We start from the raw sequence: 19,274 nt of genomic DNA, 5'->3' as shown, positions 1-19,274 counted from the left end.
GTGAATGACCCCGGCAGAAATGAGTGGAGAAGGCGGCGGGATCGCCGCCCTCTCCGGTCGCGCAATGGAGCGTCAGATCGGGATCAGGAACCCGAACCGAGGCACTTGTTGGTCTTGGTGTTGAAGTTGCCGCACTTCTTGCCGACCCAGTCGCCGATCAGATCCTTGGAGCCGTCGAGCTCCTTCGACCAGGCATCGCCCGGAACGAGGCCCGGGGTCTTCCAGACCACGTCGAACTGGCCGTTGCCTTTGATCTCGCCGATGAACACGGGCTTGGTAATGTGGTGGTTCGGCAGCATCTTCGACACGCCGCCGGTGAGGTTCGGCGCCTCGGTGCCGGGAAGCGCGTCGATCACCTTGTCCGGATCGGTCGACTTCACCTTCTCGACCGCCTTCACCCACATGTTGAAGCCGATCACGTGGGCTTCCATGGGATCGTTGGTCACGCGCTTCGGGTTCTTGGTGTAGGCCTGCCAGTCCTTGATGAACTTCTCGTTCGATCCGTCCTTGGTCTTGATCGACTGGAAGTAGTTCCAGGCAGCGAGGTGGCCGACCAGGGGCTTGGTGTCGATGCCGGCGAGTTCTTCCTCACCCACCGAGAACGCGACGACCGGGATGTCCTTTGCCTTGATGCCCTGGTTGCCGAGCTCCTTGTAGAAGGGAACGTTGGCGTCGCCGTTGATGGTCGAGACCACCGCGGTCTTCTTGCCGGCCGACCCGAACTTCTTGATGTCGGCCACGATCGTCTGCCAGTCGGAGTGACCGAACGGCGTGTAGTTGATCATGATGTCTTCCTGGGCGACACCCTTGGACTTCAGATAGGCTTCCAGGATCTTGTTGGTGGTGCGCGGATAGACGTAGTCGGTGCCCGCGAGCACCCAGCGCTTCACCTTCTCTTCCTTCATCAGATAGTCGACGGCGGGGATCGCCTGCTGGTTGGGGGCCGCCCCCGTGTAGAATACGTTGCGCTCGCTCTCCTCGCCCTCGTACTGCACGGGATAGAACAGGATGCTGTTCAGCTCCTTGAAGACCGGGAGCACCGACTTGCGTGACACCGAGGTCCAGCAGCCGAACACGACCGAAACCTTGTCCTTGGTGATCAGCTCGCGCGCCTTCTCGGCGAACAGCGGCCAGTTCGAAGCGGGGTCGACGACGACGGCTTCCAGCTTCTTGCCGAGCACGCCGCCCTTCTTGTTCTGCTCGTCGATCAGGAAGAGGATGGTGTCCTTCAGCGTGGTTTCGCTGATTGCCATTGTGCCGGACAGGGAGTGGAGCACGCCCACCTTGATGGTGTCGTCCGCGGCTTTCGCGCCAGTCAATGAAGCCAGACCAAGCACCAGTCCGGCGGTCGCGGCGAGCACGCCGCGGCGGCTAAATGAGGCCGCTATATCGTGAGTGGATTTGTTAAACATGAGTGTCTCATCTCCCTGACGCAGACGTGAAAAACGCTGCGAAACGGCCCCACGGCCGCCTGCGATTAACGGAATCGCAAGAACCGTGCCATGGACTCGGCACCCTTTAAGCAATTGATTTCACATCAATAATCGCCAGAAATCGCACTTTGGCCGCGCTTAGGTCGCCCAAAGGTTAGGCAATCAAAATGTATGCGAAAGGGGCATTCGGTCTATTTTGTAAGCAGACATGCAGTGCTGGCTAAATTTCCGGCAGCACAAATTTTGCGCCGCAATGGTCATTTCCGGCCAACTTGCCTTGAAAGCGCCCTCTCGATGTTCCATATGAGCGGACGAGACCTCTTGCGAATCAAGGGGTCGTAGCGAGCCGCGTGTTCTTAAGCCCTCTACGGGCCTCTGGCTTGCCCCATCCTCCCGAGCCATCCGACACCCCAAACACGCAGGTGTCTTCTCGACACCCCTTTGCGCGCGCCGCGCCGAATGCGCCGGGCGCCCGCTTTTGACATGGAAAGAACCCCTCTTTTGACTTCGTTTCAGGACTTCGGCCTCGCCGAACCCATCGCGCGCGCTCTTCGTGAAGAGAATTACGTCACCCCCACCCCGATTCAGGCCCAGACCATCCCGCTGGCGCTGACCGGCCGCGACGTCGTTGGCATCGCCCAGACCGGCACCGGCAAGACCGCGTCTTTCGCACTGCCGATTCTGCATCGCCTGCTCGAGAACCGCATCAAGCCGCAGCCCAAGACCGCCCGCGTACTGGTGCTGTCGCCGACTCGCGAGCTGTCCGGCCAGATCCTCGACAGCTTCAACGCCTATGGCCGCCACATCCGGCTGTCCTCGACGCTTGCCATCGGCGGCGTACCGATGGGCCGCCAAGTCCGCGCGCTGATGCAGGGCGTCGACGTCCTGGTTGCCACGCCGGGGCGCCTGCTCGACCTCGTGCAGAGCAATGGGCTAAAGCTTGGAAGCGTCGAGTTCCTCGTGCTCGACGAAGCCGACCGCATGCTCGACATGGGCTTCATCAACGACATCCGCAAAATCGTCGCTAAGCTGCCGATCAAGCGCCAGACGCTGTTCTTCTCGGCCACCATGCCGAAAGACATCGCCGAGCTCGCCGATGCCATGCTTCGTGATCCCGCCCGTGTCGCAGTGACCCCGGTGTCCTCGACCGCCGAGCGGATCAACCAGCGCATCCTCCAGGTCGATTTCACGGCCAAGCCGTCCTTCCTCGCCAAGCTGCTGAAGGACGAGCCCGTCAACCGGGCGCTGGTCTTCACCCGCACCAAGCACGGCGCCGACAAGGTCGTAAAGACGCTCGAGAAAGCGGGGATCCCCGCCAACGCCATTCACGGAAACAAGTCGCAGAACCATCGCGAGCGCACGCTCGCCCAGTTCCGCACGGGCGAGATCCGCACCCTGGTCGCCACCGACATTGCCGCCCGCGGCATCGACGTCGACGGCATCAGCCATGTCATCAATTTCGACCTGCCCAACGTGCCGGAAACCTACGTCCACCGCATCGGGCGCACCGCGCGCGCCGGGGCCGAAGGCACCGCGATCTCGCTGGTCGCAGGCGGCGAGGAGCTCAGCTATCTCCGCGACATCGAGCGGCTGATCCGCGTGGCGCTGCCGCGGGAGGACCACCGCACCGACGCCGGCCGCCGCGATGCCGGCCCCGCCCCGTCACAGCAACGGCAAGGACGGCCGGGCGGCCGCCCGGGCCAGCGTCCGCAGGGCGCACGCCACGGTGACGGGCGGCGTTCCGACGAAAGGCATGCCGATGGCCGCCACCATGGTGCCGGCAAGCAGGGCGACGGAAGGCCCGGCGAGGGACGGCACGGCGAGGCAAGGCACGTTGACGGACGGCCCGGCACCGGCCCGAATGCTTCGAAGGGGTCTCGCCGCCGCCGCTCCGGTGGTAAGATGCATTCATCGCCTGTCGACCGTCCGGAACAACGTTCCGCGCATAGCGCCGGGACGCCTGATGGGATACAAGGCGTTGCCTTTTTGCGCCGCGAGAGTCGGCCAAGCAGCCAACCGAACCGCAAACCCTATTCGCACTAGCCGTCCACGACCTGGAGAAATTCATGGCTAAGGAAGAGCTGATCCAGTTCGAAGGACTGGTCACCGAAATCCTCCCCGATGCCCGCTACCGCGTGCAGCTCGACGCCGGACACGAGATCGTTGCCTATACCGCCGGCAAGATGAAGAAGAACCGCATCAAGACGCTGGCAGGAGACCGCGTGACGGTGGAGATGTCGCCCTATGACCTCGAGAAGGGTCGGCTGATTTTCCGTCACAAGGACGAGCGTCCCAGCACGGCGGGCGGGCCACCCCGTCCCGGGCAGCGCGGCGGCCAGTTCCGCCGTCGCTAATCCGCTGCGGCGCAGAAGGGCGACAGAATTCCGGACTGCAACTTGATCCGCCGTCGACATGGCGGCGGTCAAAAAATCGTGCACGTCCGGATTGTTTCGGCCCCTCGTTTCCGATAAAATGAATTAATCGATTTTCGGCCGGACGACATTGGCATCCACCGGTACAGCCGGTTCAGACACGCTGACGACCCTTCCAGAAATTCGATCTAACCTGCCCGCGCGAGCGGGCTCCGACATTGTACTATCTGAGAAGGGACTACCCCCATGAGCATGGGAACCGTGAAGTGGTTTAACGCAACCAAGGGCTTCGGATTCATCCAGCCCGACGACGGCGGCCAGGACGTGTTCGTTCACATCAGCGCCGTGGAGCGCGCCGGCCTTGGCTCGCTGCGCGAAGGCCAGAAGATCTCCTATGAGATCGTGGCTGACCGCCGCTCCGGCAAATCGGCGGCGGACAACCTGCGCGCCGCCGGCTGAGCCCTGCGGGCCCCGTGGGCCCGATCGCTCGAACGAGCGAGGCTAAGCAACCAAACAGAAAGGCCGTGCGGAACGCACGGCCTTTTCCATTTCGGGGGAACTCGCAAATCTCAACACGTCGACGGTATGTCGTTGTAGGGCACGCAGCTGACCTGGCGCGGCCGCGTGTAGGAAAGATCGCTGAGGGTGATACTCGACTTCAACACGTATCCGACGGTCGGGGTGTAGGTGTAGCTCGCCTCGCTGAGGATGAGATAGCTCGACGGAATCAATAGCGTCGGGGGGATCATCGAGGTGACCTTGTCGCCGGCATTCCGAGCCGAGGTCGCCAGCGTAGCTTGCGTCGCGCCGCTCGCGATGGTGCCGGCCCTGCTCCACTGGACCGTCGCGATACTATTGGCATCGATGTAGATCTGCGAGATCGTGCCCTTCACGAGCGAAGCGTCGTAAGGCATGACGACCGAGATGCTCGCGGTGAAAGTGTTCTGCATGTCGGCGTCGTAGAGCTTCGTCGACTGAGACGTCAGGTCCGACAGAGTCCGTGCAATCAACGTGACCTTGCGGTCGATCGCTACGGCGGACGAAAATTCGACGGTGCCGAAGAACATGACCAGCATCAGCGGTACGATGACTGCGAATTCGGTCGCCGCGAGTGCGCGCTTGTCGGCAACGAACTCGCCCATGGAGCAACGTGCATTCCTCCAGATATTCGCAATCGTCTGCATCGGTCCGCTCAGATCCATCTGCCTCAGAAGGGTTCGTTCTTGAACGCAGCGGTCGCCACCAGCAGCCGCTTGTTGCTGCACCCGATGTTGTAGCCGAGGCCGGTGACGACGAGCGGCCACTGATAGAACAGGCGCACCACGACCACCTGGCCGGAGCCTCCGGCATTGTACTGCATGCCGGTCGGGTTGAAATTGCAGGAATTGCCGTAGCTGGTCAGGTTGAGCGTCCCGAAGGAACTTGTGCTCACCACGTCGACGTAGAGCTTGCTGCAATCGAACAACGCCGGGATCTTGCTGCAGACAAAGGCCTTGAACGTGGTCTGATCGCATGCCGTAACCGCGTTGGGCGCGGTCTGACACGCCGCCACCGAGCCGCCCTGTGCCTGCGCCTGGCCGGTCAGAATCGCCCGCGCGGAGTCCTGCGCGATCGTCTCGAGCACCTGGCCCGAGAAGAACACGAGCGCCGTCTCGATAATGGCGAACAACAGCCCGAAGAACATCGGCGCCACCAACGCAAACTCTACGGCCGCGGAGCCGCGGCGGTTGCCGCGAAACCGGGCCAGCGCTTTCCGGAGCGTGAACCTGGTAGGTGCATGCGATGGCATCGGGTCAAATTCCCCAGCAACGGTCGATCATCTGCCCTGTTCAATAGCGGAAACTGATTGTCTAAGTGTTTCGGACAGCCCGCGTGCGGCGGACCGCAACGTTAAGGCTGCGTTAACCAAGTGCGACCCGAAGCACACCAAGCGCGGCGCGGAGAGACGCCTCGGATCGCGCGGCGGACGCCACCGCGTCCCCGAGCCTGACGGGATCCCCCGGGCGGGCCCCCGCCGTTCGGCTAGTTGGGTTTGGCGGCCGCGCCGGCACCGCCAGCGCTGGCACTGCTGCTCAGCGAACCGGCCTGGCTCATGGTGTTGTTGAAGTAGGTGTCGCTGTCGCCGAGGGTCACGCGACGCTGGCAAAGCGGTGCGCAGCTGTAGGATTCGCGCTCGACCCCGCGATAGACGGTGACGAGCCGGTCGCTCGGACCTTCGACCTGGATCTGGCGGTCGACCAGAATCTCACCGCCCCGATCAAGTGCGATGAAATTGGTGGCCCCATAACCCTTTCCGGTCACGACGATCATGCCGCCCGGCTGGAGCGTGACGTCGGCGATCAGGGGATTGCCGACCACGATGGTCGCCACCTTGCCGGGCAGCCGTACCAGCTTGGCCTGATCGACATTGACGGCGATGGTGTCGACGGTGGGCTCGGCAAGGCCGGCGGCCGGCCAAGCCAGCGCCGCAGCGGCAACCAGAAGACAGACGCGCGCATGACGGCGCAGCATTTCCTTACGCATACTCTTACCCCCGGGACGCACAAACCGGCAGAAACGACTCGACGCAGCGGAGCCGGTGCCCGACCCGCTCAACCTGCCCTTAATTCATGAACGTTCCGCAAACTCGCCGCCTATTGTTTGAACGGACCGGCATTTACCGGCCTCGCTGTCCCCCTAATGGCGGAACGGATAGGCGAGCTGGCCGCCGATCTCCTTCGGCATGGTCGCTTCGTCCTTGCCGTAATCCTGCGGCAGCTTCCCCTCCGGCATGCGGAACGTGCCGAACAGCACGTCCCAGATCGGGAAAGTCCCGGCGAAGTTGGTGTCGCCGCCCTCTTCAAGCGAAGTATGGTGCCAGCGGTGGAACACCGGCGTCGCCAGCACATACTTGAGCGGTCCGAAGGTCCAGTTCAGGTTGGCGTGCACGAAAGCCGAATGGAACGTGGTGAACGGGCCGACCCAGATCATGACGTTCGGGGAGATACCGGCCATCAGCAGCACGACGTCGACACTGATCGTCCCGAGCAAGAGATTGACCGGATGGAAGCGGGCCGCGGAGATCCACCCGATTTCCTCCGAGGAATGATGAATGGCGTGATACTTCCAAAAGCCGCCGTCGTGAAAGACCCGATGCAGCCAGTACAGCATGAAGTCGGACAGGACCAGGAACAGCAGGCCCTGCACCCATAGAGGCAACTGTGCCAGCGGGCCATGGCCATTGTCGTAGAAGGCGATGAGTTCGTCGGGGTCATGGATGTTGAAGATGACGCCGGCGCCGACGATCAGAAGCCCGATCCGCATGGTGCGGGCGAACACCGGAACGAAGAACCAGTAGCAGATGTCGGTGATGATCTCCCGTTTGCGCCACCATGGCGCGCCGGGATTGCACGCCCAGAAATGCTCCAGCACGGTGAAGACCGCCGCGAGCACCATGGTGACGGGGATTACCTTCACGATGGTCTCGCCGAGCATCAGGGCGACTTGCATGGGCAGGCTCGACATCGTCGCCTCTCTTGGGAATTCCAGTCCTGCTACGCCTACTCCCCGAAATTTAAGGGACGGTGAAGCGAATATCGCGCTGCCGGTGCATTCGGAAGCCGAACGTCTTGCAGCTGCCGCCTTAAGGCGAAATTTACTCTGGGCAAAAGCATCGCGCCGGACCGGGGTTTACCCGATCGAATTAACTGTACCGAAAGAGCTCGGCTTTCATGGTCGTCGCGTCAAAGACAGCGCCGAACGAGGCGATCTCACCCAGACGGAGTTTTGTTCATGAAGAACTTGATTGCGCGTTTCGCGAAGGATGAATCCGGCGCCACCGCCATCGAATACGGCCTGATCGCCGCCGGCATCGCGCTGGCCATCATCACCGTCGTCAACAGTCTCGGCACCACGCTGAACAGCAAGTTCACCTCGATCAGCACGTCGCTGAAGTAAGCAACCGGCAAGCGACGGCAAATGCCCCGGACCTCCGGGGCCTTTGTTTTTCTGTGACGGCGAGTTCCAGTGGCGTTGCACAAGTTCAGAACCGATGCCGCGGTCGCGGCGAACGAGCCGAGGGCGGCGCAGGCCGGCTCGCCGGCTTATTGGATCTGCCTCGCGCTGCTGCTTGCGACGGTCGCGCTCGCCGCGCGCATTGCCATCTTCTGGTAGAGGCGTGTAGTCGCCCTGCGCGCCACAGCCTCCGTTGTCGGTTTGTTTAGCACTGCGTGCTAACATCCGGCGACGCCAGCTCCGACGGCAAACCCAGGCCTCAAGACGCAGCCCATGATCCTCGACCTTGCGCGCCTTCTGCTCTTCCCGGCCCTTATGGCGTTCGCCGCCGCGAGCGATCTCTTCACGATGACGATCTCGAACCGGGTGTCGCTATTGCTGGTGGCAGGCTTCTTCGTGCTCGCCTTCGCCGGTGGCATGGCACCTTACGAAATGCTCAGTCATGTCGGCGCGGGCGCGGTTCTCCTGGTCGTAGCCTTCACCTGCTTCGCGATGGGCTGGGTCGGCGGCGGCGATGCCAAGGTCGCGGCCTCCGTCGCGCTCTGGTTCGGCTTTGCACATCTGACGAACTTCCTGCTCTACGCGTCGCTGTTCGGCGGAGCGCTGACGCTGCTCCTGCTCCAGTTCAGGCAATGGCCGCTGCCCTACGGGCTGGCGGGTCAGGCCTGGCTCGCGCGGCTGCACGCCAAGGAAAGCGGCATTCCCTACGGCATCGCGCTCGCGCTGAGCGCGTTGATGGTCTATCCCGAGACCGAATGGGTGAAGGCGATCGACCTCGCTCACCTCGCACTGCGCTGAACGCAGCGGGTAAACCCGGCGTTAAGGCGATTTAGATACGCCTCATTAACCATGCTTTGACGAATAGCTGGTCAACTGCCGGTTACGGCGGCGGCTACGCCGCAGCGTATTGTTGGAAAGTCGAAGCGTATGAATAGGGCACGCATAGTCGTCCTGACCGTCGCCATCAGCGCCGGCGGTGTCGCCGCGTACCTGGCGAGCGGCACCGACAATTCTGCGCCGCCTCCGCTTCCGGCCGCACAGCTGCCGACAGTGGACGTCCTCGTGGCCAAGAACGACATCGGCCTCGGTCAGACCGTGAAGCCGGAAGACGTGCAATGGCAGACCTGGCCCGCCGCGACTGCCAGCGCCACGTTCATCCGCCGCAACGAGCGTCCCGAGGGGGTCACCCAAGTGGCCGGCTCGATCGCGCGCGCGCCGTTCATCCAGGGTGAACCGATCCGCGACCAGAAGCTGGTCAAGGCCGAGAACTCCGGCTTCATGGCCGCCATCCTGCCCTCCGGCATGCGGGCGATCTCGACCGAGATCTCGCCGGAGACGGGCGCAGGCGGCTTCATCCTGCCCAACGATCGCGTCGACGTCATTCTCACGCGACGGTTGAAGAACCCGGACCAGAGCAGCGGCGCGCCCGACGTCGTGACCTCCGAGATCATCCTGGCCAACATCCGCGTCCTGGCAATCGACCAGGCGCCCAAGGAAAAGGATGGCCAGAACGCGGTGATCGGCAAGACCGTCACCCTCGAGCTCACTCCGTCGCAGACCGCAACGCTCTCCGCGGCGCGGCAGAGCGGCACGCTGTCGCTGGCGCTGCGCAGCATCGTCGACGTCAAGATGAGCGAGATCACGCTCGATGACTCCGCGCAGAAGCAAGAGGGCGTCTCGATCATTCGCTACGGCATTCCAAGTCAGGCGGCTAAGGCACGATGAAGACAGTCGATATGAAATGCAGGGCAGATTCGGCGACGATGCGAACCTCACTGGTCCGCGCCCTGTCGTTTTCAGCCGCCCTCGCGCTGGCGCTCAACCCGATGATGACCCCGGCGGCCGCTGCCGATTACCGCCCCGTAGTGCAGGCCGCGGCGGACGGCCAGATCAACGCGCGCTTCCTCTCGCTCGGCGTCGGCAAGTCGATCGTGATCGACCTGCCGCGCGACATCAAGGACGTACTGGTCGCCGATCCCAAGATCGCCAATGCGGTGGTGCGCTCGGCGCAACGCGCCTATATCATCGGCGCCGCGGTCGGCCAGACCAACATCGTATTCTTCGATTCCGCCGGTCAGCAGATTGCGGCCTATGACATCGCGGTCAAGCGCGATCTCAACGGCGCACGGGCCGCGCTGAAGCAGATCCTGCCCAATTCAGACATTCAGATCGATGGTCTCGGCGACGGCATCATCCTGAGCGGCACGGCTGCCAACCCGATGGAAGCGCAGCAGGCGAACGAGCTCGCCGCCCGCCTGGCCGGCGGCGTCGACAAGGTGGTGAACTCCATCGTGGTGCGCGGCCGCGACCAGATCATGCTCAAGGTGACGGTCGCCGAGGTCCAGCGCAACATCGTCAAGCAGCTCGGCATCGACCTCTCCGCCAACCTCAACTACGGCACCTCCGTGGTGAGCTTCACCAATTCGAACCCGTTCACGGCCTATGGCCGCAACCTGGTGGACGGCAACAATCTGACGACGAAGTTCGGCGCGACGCCGTCGGTGCAGGCCACCCTGCGAGCCATGGAGACCGCGGGCGTGATCCGCACGCTGGCCGAACCGAACCTGACCGCGATATCAGGCGAATCGGCGACCTTCATTGCCGGCGGTGAATTTCCGGTCCCCGCAGGCTATTCGTGCGATCCCGTCACCCACGTCTGTACGACCCAGATCAGCTTCAAGAAGTTCGGCATCTCGCTGAACTTCACGCCCGTGGTGCTGAGCGAGGGCAAAATCAGCATGCGGGTGATGACCGAGGTCTCGGAACTGTCGAACGAAAATGCAATCACGCTGTCCCAGGCCGTGACCTCGACGTCGGTGAACTCGCTGACGGTGCCCTCGATCAGGACGCGCCGCGCGGAGACCTCGCTGGAAATTCCCTCCGGGGGCGCCATGGCGATGGCCGGCCTGATCCAGCAGCAGACCAAGCAGGCCGTCAGCGGATTGCCCGGGCTGATGCAGCTCCCGATCCTCGGCACGCTGTTTCGCAGCCGCGACTTCGTCAACAACGCGACCGAGCTGGTCGTGATCGTGACGCCTTACGTCGTGCGCGCGGTGGCGCCGAAGGACCTGTCGCGGCCCGATGACGGCTTCGCCCCGCCTGCGGATCCGCAGGCCCAGCTGATCGGCAACATCAACCGGCTCTATGGCGTGCCCGGACGGACCGAGCCGGCCAAGAACTACCGCGGCACCTACGGCTTCATCACCGACTGAGGCGGAACGGGGACTTCACGATGAACACAAGACGACCCCAGCTTCGCAAGCGCGCCATCCGCCTCAGTGGCGCGCTCGTCGGCATGGCTCTCGTGCTCGGCGGCTGCCGGCACGACGAGGTCGTTACGGCCTCCATTCCTGACGATTACAAGCAACGTCATCCGATCGCGATCGAGGAGCAGAACCGCTCGATCGTGGTCTTCGTGGGCCATGCCCGCGGCGGTTTGACCGCCGCCCAGCGCGCCGACGTGATGGGCGTGGCCTCGACGTGGTTGCGCGAGGGCACCGGCGCCATTCATATCGACGTGCCGTCCCATACGCCCAATGCGCGTCCGGTCGCGGACACGATGCGCGAGATCCAGGCGATCCTGGCGGCGGCGGGCGTTCCACCGCGCGGCGTCAGCGTTCGCCCCTATCAGCCGGAAGACAAGCGCTTCCTGCCGCCGATCCGGCTCACCTATTCCAAGATCGCCGCGGTCGCCGGCCCTTGCGGCCTGTGGCCGGAGGACATCGGCCCCTCGATGAAGAACAAGCGCTGGTTCGAGAACAAGGACTACTACAATTACGGCTGCGCCTATCAGCGCAACCTCGCGGCCATGGTCGACAATCCGTCGGACCTCGAGCAGCCGCGGCCCGAAACTCCATCGTACACGCCGCGGCGCATCACCGGTTTCGAGAAGTATCGCAGGGGAACGACGACGGCGACCACCTATCCTGAGGCCGACAGGGCCAAACTCAGCGACACCGGCAGATGATCAGCTACGCGCGTCAGACACACGAAGAGCAGCCTGCAGCAGCTCCGCCGCCGGTCGAGGAGCATATCGCGCCTGCGCCGCGCGTATCGGTCCAGGCCTTCTGCGAGACCGTGGAGACTGCGGCCGCGGTACAGTCGGCCGGCGAGGATCGCCGCCTCGGCAAGGCTCACCTGAAGATCCAGATGGGCGGCATGGCGGCCGCGATCGAAGCTTATCGCTCGGCCCCCACGCCGAACGTGATCGTTCTCGAGAGCGACGGCCGCAGCGATCTCCTGAGCGGGCTCGACCAGCTCGCCACCGTGTGCGACGCCGGCACCCGGGTGGTCGTGATTGGCCGCATCAACGACGTCATGCTGTACCGCGAGCTGGTTCGCCGTGGTGTCAGCGACTACGTGCTCGCGCCGGTCGGCGCGATCGACGTCGTGCGCTCGATCTGCAACCTGTTCTCCGCGCCTGAGGCCAAGGCGGTCGGTCGCATCATCGCGGTGGTCGGCGCCAAGGGCGGCGTCGGGGCTTCCACCATCTCTCACAACGTGGCCTGGGCGATCGCGCGCGACCTCGCCATGGATGCCGTCGTCGCCGATCTCGACCTCGCCTTCGGCACCGCCGGGCTGGACTACAACCAGGATCCGCCGCAGGGCATTGCCGACGCGGTGTTCTCTCCCGACCGCGTCGATACCGCTTTCATCGACCGCCTGCTGTCGAAATGCACCGATCACCTCAGCCTGCTGGCGGCCCCTGCGACGCTCGACCGGGTCTACGATTTCGGCACCGATGCTTTCGACGCCGTGTTCGACACACTGCGCTCCACCATGCCCTGCATCGTGCTCGACGTTCCTCATCAATGGTCGGGCTGGACCAAGCGCGCCCTGATCGGAGCGGACGACATTCTGATCGTGGCCGCACCTGACCTCGCCAATCTGCGCAACACCAAGAACCTGTTCGACTTGTTGAAGGCCGCACGTCCCAACGACCGCCCGCCGCTGTACTGCCTGAACCAGGTCGGCGTGCCGAAGCGGCCGGAAATCGCGGCTGCGGAGTTCGCCAAGGCGATCGAAAGTCAGCCGATCGTCTCGATCCCGTTCGAGCCGCAGATCTTCGGCTCGGCGGCCAACAACGGCCAGATGATCGCGGAGATCTCCGCCAATCATAAGTCGATCGAGATGTTCCTGCAGATCGCCCAGCGCCTCACCGGCCGCAGCGAGACCAAGAAGCAGAAGTCGTCCCTGCTTTCACCTCTGATTGACAAGTTGCGGGGAAAATAAGCCGCCGCATGGAGTTGTTAAGTGTTCGGTAAGCGTAGCGGAACAGACATCGATTTTCGGGCGCCCAAGCCCGGCGCCGTGTCGCCCGAGCCCTCCCAGGCTCCGGCGCCGACGGTGCCGCGCGCCCCGCCGCCGCCGGCCGTCGCCTCGCCACCGCTTGCTCCTGCCAAGGCCCCGCCGCCTCCGGCCATGGAGAGCCGGCGTTCGGACAATTACTACGAGGTCAAGGCGACCATCTTCGGCGCACTGATCGAAGCCATCGATCTCGCCCAGCTCGCGAAGCTCGATTCGGAATCCGCGCGCGAGGAAATCCGCGACATCGTCAATGAGATCATCGCGATCAAGAACATCGTGATGTCGATCGCTGAGCAGGAGGAGCTGCTCGACGACATCTGCAATGACGTCCTCGGCTACGGCCCGCTCGAACCGCTGTTGTCACGCGATGATATCGCCGACATCATGGTCAACGGCGCCAACACCGTCTACATCGAGGTCGGCGGCAAGATCCAGCGCACCGGCATCCGCTTCCGCGACAACCAGCAGCTTCTCAACATCTGCCAGCGGATCGTCAGCCAGGTCGGCCGGCGCGTCGACGAATCCTCGCCGATCTGCGACGCACGTCTCGCCGACGGCTCCCGCGTCAATGCCATCGTGCCGCCGCTGTCGATCGACGGCCCCACACTCACCATCCGCAAGTTCAAGAAGGACAAGCTGACGCTGGATCAGCTCGTCAAGTTCGGCGCGATCACGCCCGAGGGCGCCGAGATCCTCCAGATCATCGGCCGCGTCCGGTGCAACGTGCTGATCTCCGGCGGTACCGGCTCCGGCAAGACCACGCTGCTCAACTGCCTCACGAATTACATCGAGCACGACGAGCGCGTCATCACCTGCGAGGACGCTGCCGAGCTCCAGCTGCAGCAGCCCCACGTCGTGCGGCTGGAAACCCGCCCACCCAATATCGAGGGCGAGGGCCAGGTCACCATGCGCGAATTGGTGCGCAACTGCCTGCGTATGCGCCCTGAACGGATCATCGTCGGCGAGGTCCGCGGCCCCGAGGCCTTCGACCTGCTCCAGGCCATGAACACCGGCCATGACGGCTCGATGGGCACGCTGCACGCCAACAACCCGCGCGAAGCGCTGTCCCGCTGCGAATCCATGATCACGATGGGCGGCTTCTCTCTGCCCTCGCGAACGATTCGCGAGATGATCTGCGCCTCGATCGACGTCATCATCCAGGCCGCACGCCTGCGCGACGGTTCCCGCCGCATCACCCACATCACCGAGGTGATGGGCATGGAAGGCGACACCATCATCACCCAGGACATCTTCCTCTACGACATGGTCGGCGAGGACGCCAACGGCAAGATCATCGGCCGGCACCGCTCGACCGGCATCGGCCGCCCCAAGTTCTGGGAACGCGCCCGGTACTACGGCGAAGAGAAGCGCCTTGCCGCCGCGCTCGATGCGGCGGAAGTCGCTCCGAAGACTTAAAGCAGGTCAGCGCCGCCATGAACATGCAGGTACTCGCTCTCGCCTTCCTTGCCACCGCGGCGGTCGGCGGCATCGCCTGGGTCTTCCTCTATCCGCTGCTGTCGGGAGAACGGAAGGCGGAGAGCCGGCGCGCCTCGGTCGCGCGCGCCGAGGCGCCCGCGGCCCGTCAGGCCGAGAAGACCCAGCGTTCGCGCCGCGAGCAGGTCGAGACGACGCTCAAGGACCTGGAGGCGAGACGCGCGCAAGAGAAGAGCGTGCCGCTCAGCGTGCGCCTGTCGCAGGCCGGACTCGACTGGACGCCGCAGAAGTTCTGGATCGTGTCCGCCGTCGTGGCCGGGGTGTTCTTTGCAGGCGCTCTGTTCGCCGGCGGCGGCCTGATCGGCGCCGCCGGCCTCGCTTTTGCCGGCGGTTTCGGCCTGCCGCGCTGGGCACTCGGCTTCCTGAAAAACCGTCGCGAAGCCAAGTTCCTGGCTGCGCTGCCGGACGCGGTCGACGTGATCGTCCGCGGCATCAAGGCGGGCCTGCCCCTGTTCGAATCGATCAAGGTCGTGGCCGCCGACGCGCCCGAGCCGCTGCGCAGCGAGTTCCTGACGATCATCGAGACGCAGGCGATCGGCATGCCGCTGGGCGAGGCCTGCGCACGGCTCTACGAACGCATGCCGCTGCCGGAGGCCAATTTCTTCGGCATCGTGGTGTCGATCCAGCAGAAGTCGGGCGGCAACCTCTCCGAAGCGCTCGGCAACCTCTCCAAGGTGCTGCGCGACCGCAAGAAGATGAAGGAGAAGATCCAGGCGATGTCGATGGAGGCCAAGGCTTCCGCCGGCATCATCGGCTCGCTGCCTCCGATCGTGATGTTCCTCGTCTACCTCACGACACCGCAATACATCTCGCTTCTTTGGACCCATCCCACCGGACAGCTGATGCTGGTCGGCTGCGTCATCTGGATGTCGATCGGCATCATGGTGATGAAGAAGATGATCAACTTCGATTTCTGACGGTGCCGTATGGTCGAATTCCTCGTCTCAAAACTGCACGACGTCCGCTTCATGACGATGCTGCTCGCGGCCATCGCCGCCAGCGCCACCGTGTACACGCTGGTGATGCCGTTGTTCGCCGGCGAGGGCCTCTCCAAGCGCATGAAAGCGGTCGCGAGCGAGCGTGAGCGCATCCGGCAGCGCGAGCGTGAGCGTCTCCACAAGAGCGAAAAGGTCTCGCTGCGGCAGACGCCGAAGCAACTCGTCTCCAAGGTGGTGGAAGACTTCAACCTGACCAAGTGGCTGGCGCAGGAAGCTGCTCGGGACAAGCTCATCATGGCCGGCTACCGCGGCCAGGCACCCTATATCACCTTCCTGTTCGCCCGCATGGTCGCCCCGATCGTGCTCCTGATCGGCTCGGTCCTCTACGTCTTCTTGATCGCGCGCTTGGAACAGCCGATGCCGATCAAGATCGGCATCTGCGTCGGCGCGGCCTATCTCGGCCTCCAGGCCCCGATGCTGTTCCTCAAGAATGCGATTTCCAAACGCCAGCTCTCGATCAAGCGGGCTTTTCCCGACGCGCTCGACCTGCTCCTGATCTGCATCGAATCCGGCATGTCCGTCGAGATGGCGTTCCGGAAGGTTGCGACCGAGATCGTGGGCCAGTCGATCGCACTGTCGGAGGAGTTCACTCTGACCACGGCCGAGCTCTCCTATTTGCAGGATCGCAAGGTCGCCTATGAGAACCTGGCACGGCGCACCGGGCTCGAAGGCGTCAAATCGGTGTGTCTCGCGCTTCAGCAGGCGGAACGTTACGGCACCCCGCTCGGTCAATCCTTGCGCGTCATGGCACAGGAGAACCGCGACATGCGCATGAACGAGGCGGAGAAAAAGGCCGCCGCCTTGCCGCCAAAGCTGACAGTGCCGATGATCCTGTTCTTCCTGCCGGTGCTATTCGTGGTCATTCTCGGACCGACCGGCATCAAGATCTCGGAGATGCAATGAGAATCGGCGGCGAGCCTCGCGTTCGCCGCTCAGGCCAGAGCGAGACGATCGGACCTGATCAATCGGGTTGGCTCAGCGAAGCGATCGGCGTCCGCTTCGGTGCACCGCGCGGGGAGTCGCCGCGCCTGAGCATGTCCTTGAGATAGGCGACATTGGCCGCCGCCTCGTCCGGTGGCAGGTCCGCCTTCACGATGCTCTCCGCTTCCGCGAAGCGGCCCTGGAGGCCGATCACCAAGGCGAGGTTCTGCCGCACCCGGGCACTCGCACGCGGCGAGGCGTAGGCCTGCCGGAGCGACTCTTCGGCCTTCGGCAGCTCTCTCGATAACATGTAGGACAGGCCGAGATTGGAGAGCACGCCGGGATCACCCGGTGCGATCTTCAGCGCGCTCGCGTAATAGGATCGCGCCTCCTCATGACGGCCCATCTGATCCAGCGCGGTGCCCTGTACCGAAAGCAGGCGCCAGTCCGGATTGTCAGGCGAATGCGCTTTCGACAGGACGTCGAAGGCCTGCTTGAAATTGCCGTTGTCGGCGAGCGCGCGCCCGTACTGGGCCAGCAGCGCCTTGTTGCCGGGATTGGCGATGGTCGCCTGCTCGAGCACAGCGGCGGCCTGTGCACGCTGACCGTTGGCGCGCAGGGCCTGTCCATAGGCGAGCGCGGCGTCGGCATCCTTGGGATTGGCCCGGTAGCGCTCGCCATAGGCTTCGACGGCGCGCGCTGGATCGGCCGGCGCACGATCGGCGGAAGCCGCCTCGGCCCGGGGGCCGACGGAGCCTGTCGCTTCGGAGAGCTTCGACATGGCCGTGCAGCCGCCGAGTCCCACGGCCACTGCCGCGACGAGCGACGTGGAAGCAAGAAGCCGGGCTAGTCTGATCCGTGGACGCATGACGCTTTGACTCTCGAGCAGCTTGATCGAGCCGAACGCGCCAGCAATAGACTGTTAACCCTAACGGCCGGTTAACGCGCCCGCCCCCTCGTCTTACGGTGGCGAACTTGGCGGCACCTCACCGCCGAGGTCCAGATCGAGGCCGAGCGCCCTCACCTGTTGGTCGAGATCCCGAAGCAATCGCTGCCTCTGCCGCGCCCGCCGCCGAACGTCGGTGCCCTCACAAGACAGCCTCGGCAGCTCGCGGAGAAAGTCATCGCGGTTGATCAAGCCCCTCCCATGGAGTTCATCGAGCTGAGCGCGATCGATACCGAGCACGTCGGCGGACTGCTCGATCAATCGGCTGAGAAGCGTTCTCACCGCGGCGAGCGTGTCAATGACGGATTTCGACCTGGATCTCGCGACCTTGCCTTCGAGGCCCGCCCAGGCTTGAGACGAGACGACATAGGTATAGAGCGCAGCCGGCCAGTCCGGCTCGGCTTCATCATAGAAGCTTCGACGCATGAACAACCGGCGGGTGATCGCCGCGATCTGATCCCGCTTCAACGAAACGGATGAGGCAACGTCGATCGTCGACTGGACGGCGGGATCACGGGTAAAGTCCCGCCCAGCCGGCAACCCGATGACGCCGTCCGGCAGGTTCGAGTCGAGTGGCCTGAAGGCGGCATCGTTGCGTAACCTTGAATAGCGGGTGATCGAGAAGCGGTGCTCCGTGCCCCCGGCACGGACCGCGGGGCCGAAATGGATGAGGTTGAAGCCGGCATCGTCGCCGGCTTGACCGGTCGAGGATGGACAGCAAAGCACGTAGATCGTGCGCCAGAACGCCTCATCGCTCTCGCTCCCCGTCGCGCGCGGATCGGGTATGGAATAGCGGGTCAATCCCTCGACATGGCGATGACCGTGCAGGACCAGATCCACATTGAGCGATGTGGCGGCCTCGAGGAACGTGGCGGGTGCGGCGAGGTACATCAGCGGCTCGTCAGGCGCGCCGAGAAAGCGCTTTCCTTCGCCGGTCGCCTGCGGCAGGGGATGATGGTGCAGGGCCAGCACACGCACAAGGTTTTCCGCCGGCTCGGCATAATCGGCATGCCCTGCAGAACCGACGCTGCCCGCAAGCTCGGCGCTCAGCCGGGCGGAGTCTGCGACCGTTGTCCTGTATGTGCCTTCGTCGACCTTGCCGCTCGCGAGCGTCATCAGACTCGCGCGATTGGAATCGAGCAACACCAGGTCGAGGCCGGCCTGCCGGTAGTAGACGTTCTTCGCGACCCGCGGCAAATGCAGGTAATCGTAGGCGTCGTGACGGCCTGCGCGTTGGCTCGGGCGCTTGACATCGTGATCGCCGGCAACGGCCTGGATGTCGGTGAACAGCCCGGTCTGCCTGAAGGACGCAATGACGGCCAGCGCCTCGTCGAGCGCACGCGGCGTCGGCTCGTCCACCAGATCCCCCGTGATCAGCAGGATACGGTCGGGGACATCGGCGACACCCGCCATCTTCTCGCGAATCGCGGCCGTGAGTGTCTCGATGCTCGCAAGCTGCCGGCCCGACCCGTCCAGATGCAGGTCGGAGATATGCGCAATAACGAACGATCTATCCATTTTGCGCCGCTCATTTGCAAATGCTGCGCCGCCCTAAAGGGCGAGAGAAATGCTTCGACAAACAGGTTCGGGCCGGAGGGCCAAAGAATGGGCCCGGGCAGGTAGCCACCACGTGCCGCCGTGCATCTGCGTTCGGTGCATACAGCAAGGACACAATCTAAAATGTTCGCGGATAATGCCACAACCGATACGCTAGTAAAGGCCTGAGGCCGTGCTCTTCCAGCGCCAGCTCGCGCGAGATTCGTGCGATCTGCAGCGGTTGTGCCTCGCGCGACCGACTTTTCCGGGGCAG

Annotated in this window: 21 protein-coding genes; 14 read left to right on the top strand and 7 right to left on the bottom strand. The window is 63.9% G+C overall.

What is annotated here, in order from left to right; translation table 11 throughout:
• Positions 1–83: 83 nt before the first annotated feature.
• The gene (gene urtA / locus ASG57_RS22995) at positions 84–1,412 is read right to left on the bottom strand and encodes an urea ABC transporter substrate-binding protein (RefSeq protein ID WP_024340537.1); all 1,329 of its coding nucleotides are present in this window, start codon (positions 1,410–1,412) and stop codon (positions 84–86) included.
• A 480-nt stretch (positions 1,413–1,892) separates the two neighbouring features.
• Between urtA and ASG57_RS22990 the strand changes: the two genes are divergently transcribed.
• From ASG57_RS22990 to ASG57_RS22980, 3 genes are all read left to right on the top strand, one after another.
• A complete protein-coding gene (locus ASG57_RS22990) occupies positions 1,893–3,476 on the top strand; it encodes a DEAD/DEAH box helicase (protein ID WP_024340538.1) in 1,584 nt (527 codons plus the stop codon).
• A 23-nt stretch (positions 3,477–3,499) separates the two neighbouring features.
• Positions 3,500–3,787 carry a translation initiation factor IF-1 gene (gene infA / locus ASG57_RS22985; protein ID WP_024340539.1) on the top strand — a complete coding sequence of 96 codons (288 nt, stop codon included), beginning with the start codon at positions 3,500–3,502 and terminating at the stop codon, positions 3,785–3,787.
• A 264-nt stretch (positions 3,788–4,051) separates the two neighbouring features.
• Positions 4,052–4,264, top strand: coding sequence for a cold-shock protein (locus tag ASG57_RS22980; RefSeq protein WP_014439634.1), 213 nt, complete (start codon positions 4,052–4,054; stop codon positions 4,262–4,264).
• Positions 4,265–4,374: 110 nt separating this feature from the next.
• On the opposite strand, the gene ASG57_RS22975 is transcribed toward ASG57_RS22980, so the two are convergent.
• The 4 genes from ASG57_RS22975 to ASG57_RS22960 all read right to left on the bottom strand — a co-directional run bounded on the left by ASG57_RS22975 (position 4,375) and on the right by ASG57_RS22960 (position 7,309).
• Positions 4,375–4,947 carry a TadE/TadG family type IV pilus assembly protein gene (locus tag ASG57_RS22975; protein ID WP_080654907.1) on the bottom strand — a complete coding sequence of 191 codons (573 nt, stop codon included), beginning with the start codon at positions 4,945–4,947 and terminating at the stop codon, positions 4,375–4,377.
• A gap of 65 nt (positions 4,948–5,012) precedes the next feature.
• The gene (locus tag ASG57_RS22970; RefSeq protein ID WP_024340541.1) at positions 5,013–5,594 is read right to left on the bottom strand and encodes a TadE/TadG family type IV pilus assembly protein; all 582 of its coding nucleotides are present in this window, start codon (positions 5,592–5,594) and stop codon (positions 5,013–5,015) included.
• A gap of 233 nt (positions 5,595–5,827) precedes the next feature.
• Positions 5,828–6,328, bottom strand: a complete 501-nt coding sequence (locus ASG57_RS22965; RefSeq protein ID WP_024340542.1) for a pilus assembly protein N-terminal domain-containing protein — start codon at positions 6,326–6,328, stop codon at positions 5,828–5,830.
• 153 nt (positions 6,329–6,481) lie between these two features.
• Positions 6,482–7,309, bottom strand: a complete 828-nt coding sequence (locus ASG57_RS22960; protein ID WP_024340543.1) for a sterol desaturase family protein — start codon at positions 7,307–7,309, stop codon at positions 6,482–6,484.
• On the opposite strand from ASG57_RS22960, the gene ASG57_RS38035 reads away from it, so the two are divergent.
• The 11 genes from ASG57_RS38035 to ASG57_RS22915 all read left to right on the top strand — a co-directional run bounded on the left by ASG57_RS38035 (position 7,293) and on the right by ASG57_RS22915 (position 16,500).
• Positions 7,293–7,580: a hypothetical protein gene (locus ASG57_RS38035; protein ID WP_155248545.1), complete on the top strand. Its 288-nt coding sequence runs from the start codon at positions 7,293–7,295 to the stop codon at positions 7,578–7,580. The genes ASG57_RS22960 and ASG57_RS38035 overlap by 17 nt on opposite strands.
• A complete protein-coding gene (locus tag ASG57_RS22955) occupies positions 7,577–7,741 on the top strand; it encodes a Flp family type IVb pilin (RefSeq protein WP_024340544.1) in 165 nt (54 codons plus the stop codon). The genes ASG57_RS38035 and ASG57_RS22955 overlap by 4 nt, the downstream gene beginning before the upstream one ends.
• Positions 7,742–7,816: 75 nt before the next feature.
• Positions 7,817–7,957: a hypothetical protein gene (locus ASG57_RS38790; protein ID WP_210169296.1), complete on the top strand. Its 141-nt coding sequence runs from the start codon at positions 7,817–7,819 to the stop codon at positions 7,955–7,957.
• A 114-nt stretch (positions 7,958–8,071) separates the two neighbouring features.
• A complete protein-coding gene (locus ASG57_RS22950; protein ID WP_024340545.1) occupies positions 8,072–8,596 on the top strand; it encodes an A24 family peptidase in 525 nt (174 codons plus the stop codon).
• 129 nt (positions 8,597–8,725) lie between these two features.
• Positions 8,726–9,523 carry a Flp pilus assembly protein CpaB gene (gene cpaB, locus ASG57_RS22945; protein WP_024340546.1) on the top strand — a complete coding sequence of 266 codons (798 nt, stop codon included), beginning with the start codon at positions 8,726–8,728 and terminating at the stop codon, positions 9,521–9,523.
• An 11-nt stretch (positions 9,524–9,534) separates the two neighbouring features.
• Positions 9,535–11,010: a type II and III secretion system protein family protein gene (locus tag ASG57_RS22940; protein WP_024340547.1), complete on the top strand. Its 1,476-nt coding sequence runs from the start codon at positions 9,535–9,537 to the stop codon at positions 11,008–11,010.
• 20 nt (positions 11,011–11,030) lie between these two features.
• Positions 11,031–11,765: a CpaD family pilus assembly protein gene (locus ASG57_RS22935; protein WP_024340548.1), complete on the top strand. Its 735-nt coding sequence runs from the start codon at positions 11,031–11,033 to the stop codon at positions 11,763–11,765.
• The gene (locus ASG57_RS22930) at positions 11,762–13,030 is read left to right on the top strand and encodes a CpaE/TadZ family protein (RefSeq protein WP_024340549.1); all 1,269 of its coding nucleotides are present in this window, start codon (positions 11,762–11,764) and stop codon (positions 13,028–13,030) included. Before ASG57_RS22935 ends, ASG57_RS22930 begins: the two co-directional genes overlap by 4 nt.
• A gap of 21 nt (positions 13,031–13,051) precedes the next feature.
• Positions 13,052–14,521: a TadA family conjugal transfer-associated ATPase gene (locus tag ASG57_RS22925; RefSeq protein ID WP_024340550.1), complete on the top strand. Its 1,470-nt coding sequence runs from the start codon at positions 13,052–13,054 to the stop codon at positions 14,519–14,521.
• A gap of 17 nt (positions 14,522–14,538) precedes the next feature.
• Positions 14,539–15,516 (top strand): type II secretion system F family protein, encoded by a 978-nt coding sequence (locus ASG57_RS22920; RefSeq protein WP_024340551.1) that lies wholly within the window; start codon positions 14,539–14,541, stop codon positions 15,514–15,516.
• A 9-nt stretch (positions 15,517–15,525) separates the two neighbouring features.
• Entirely contained in the window at positions 15,526–16,500 is a 975-nt protein-coding gene (locus ASG57_RS22915; protein ID WP_024340552.1) for a type II secretion system F family protein, read from the top strand.
• 58 nt (positions 16,501–16,558) lie between these two features.
• Here the strand turns inward: ASG57_RS22915 and ASG57_RS22910 are convergent, their stop codons facing one another.
• Complete coding sequence (locus ASG57_RS22910) at positions 16,559–17,386, bottom strand: tetratricopeptide repeat protein (protein WP_024340553.1); 828 nt, start codon at positions 17,384–17,386, stop codon at positions 16,559–16,561.
• A 93-nt stretch (positions 17,387–17,479) separates the two neighbouring features.
• Positions 17,480–18,982 (bottom strand): metallophosphoesterase family protein, encoded by a 1,503-nt coding sequence (locus ASG57_RS22905; RefSeq protein WP_024340554.1) that lies wholly within the window; start codon positions 18,980–18,982, stop codon positions 17,480–17,482.
• Positions 18,983–19,274 lie beyond the last annotated feature (292 nt).

This window comes from Bradyrhizobium sp. Leaf396 (assembly GCF_001424605.1).
In the GTDB taxonomy this organism is placed as follows: Bacteria; Pseudomonadota; Alphaproteobacteria; order Rhizobiales; family Xanthobacteraceae; genus Bradyrhizobium; species Bradyrhizobium japonicum_C.
This window is presented reverse-complemented; position numbering and strand designations above follow the sequence as displayed.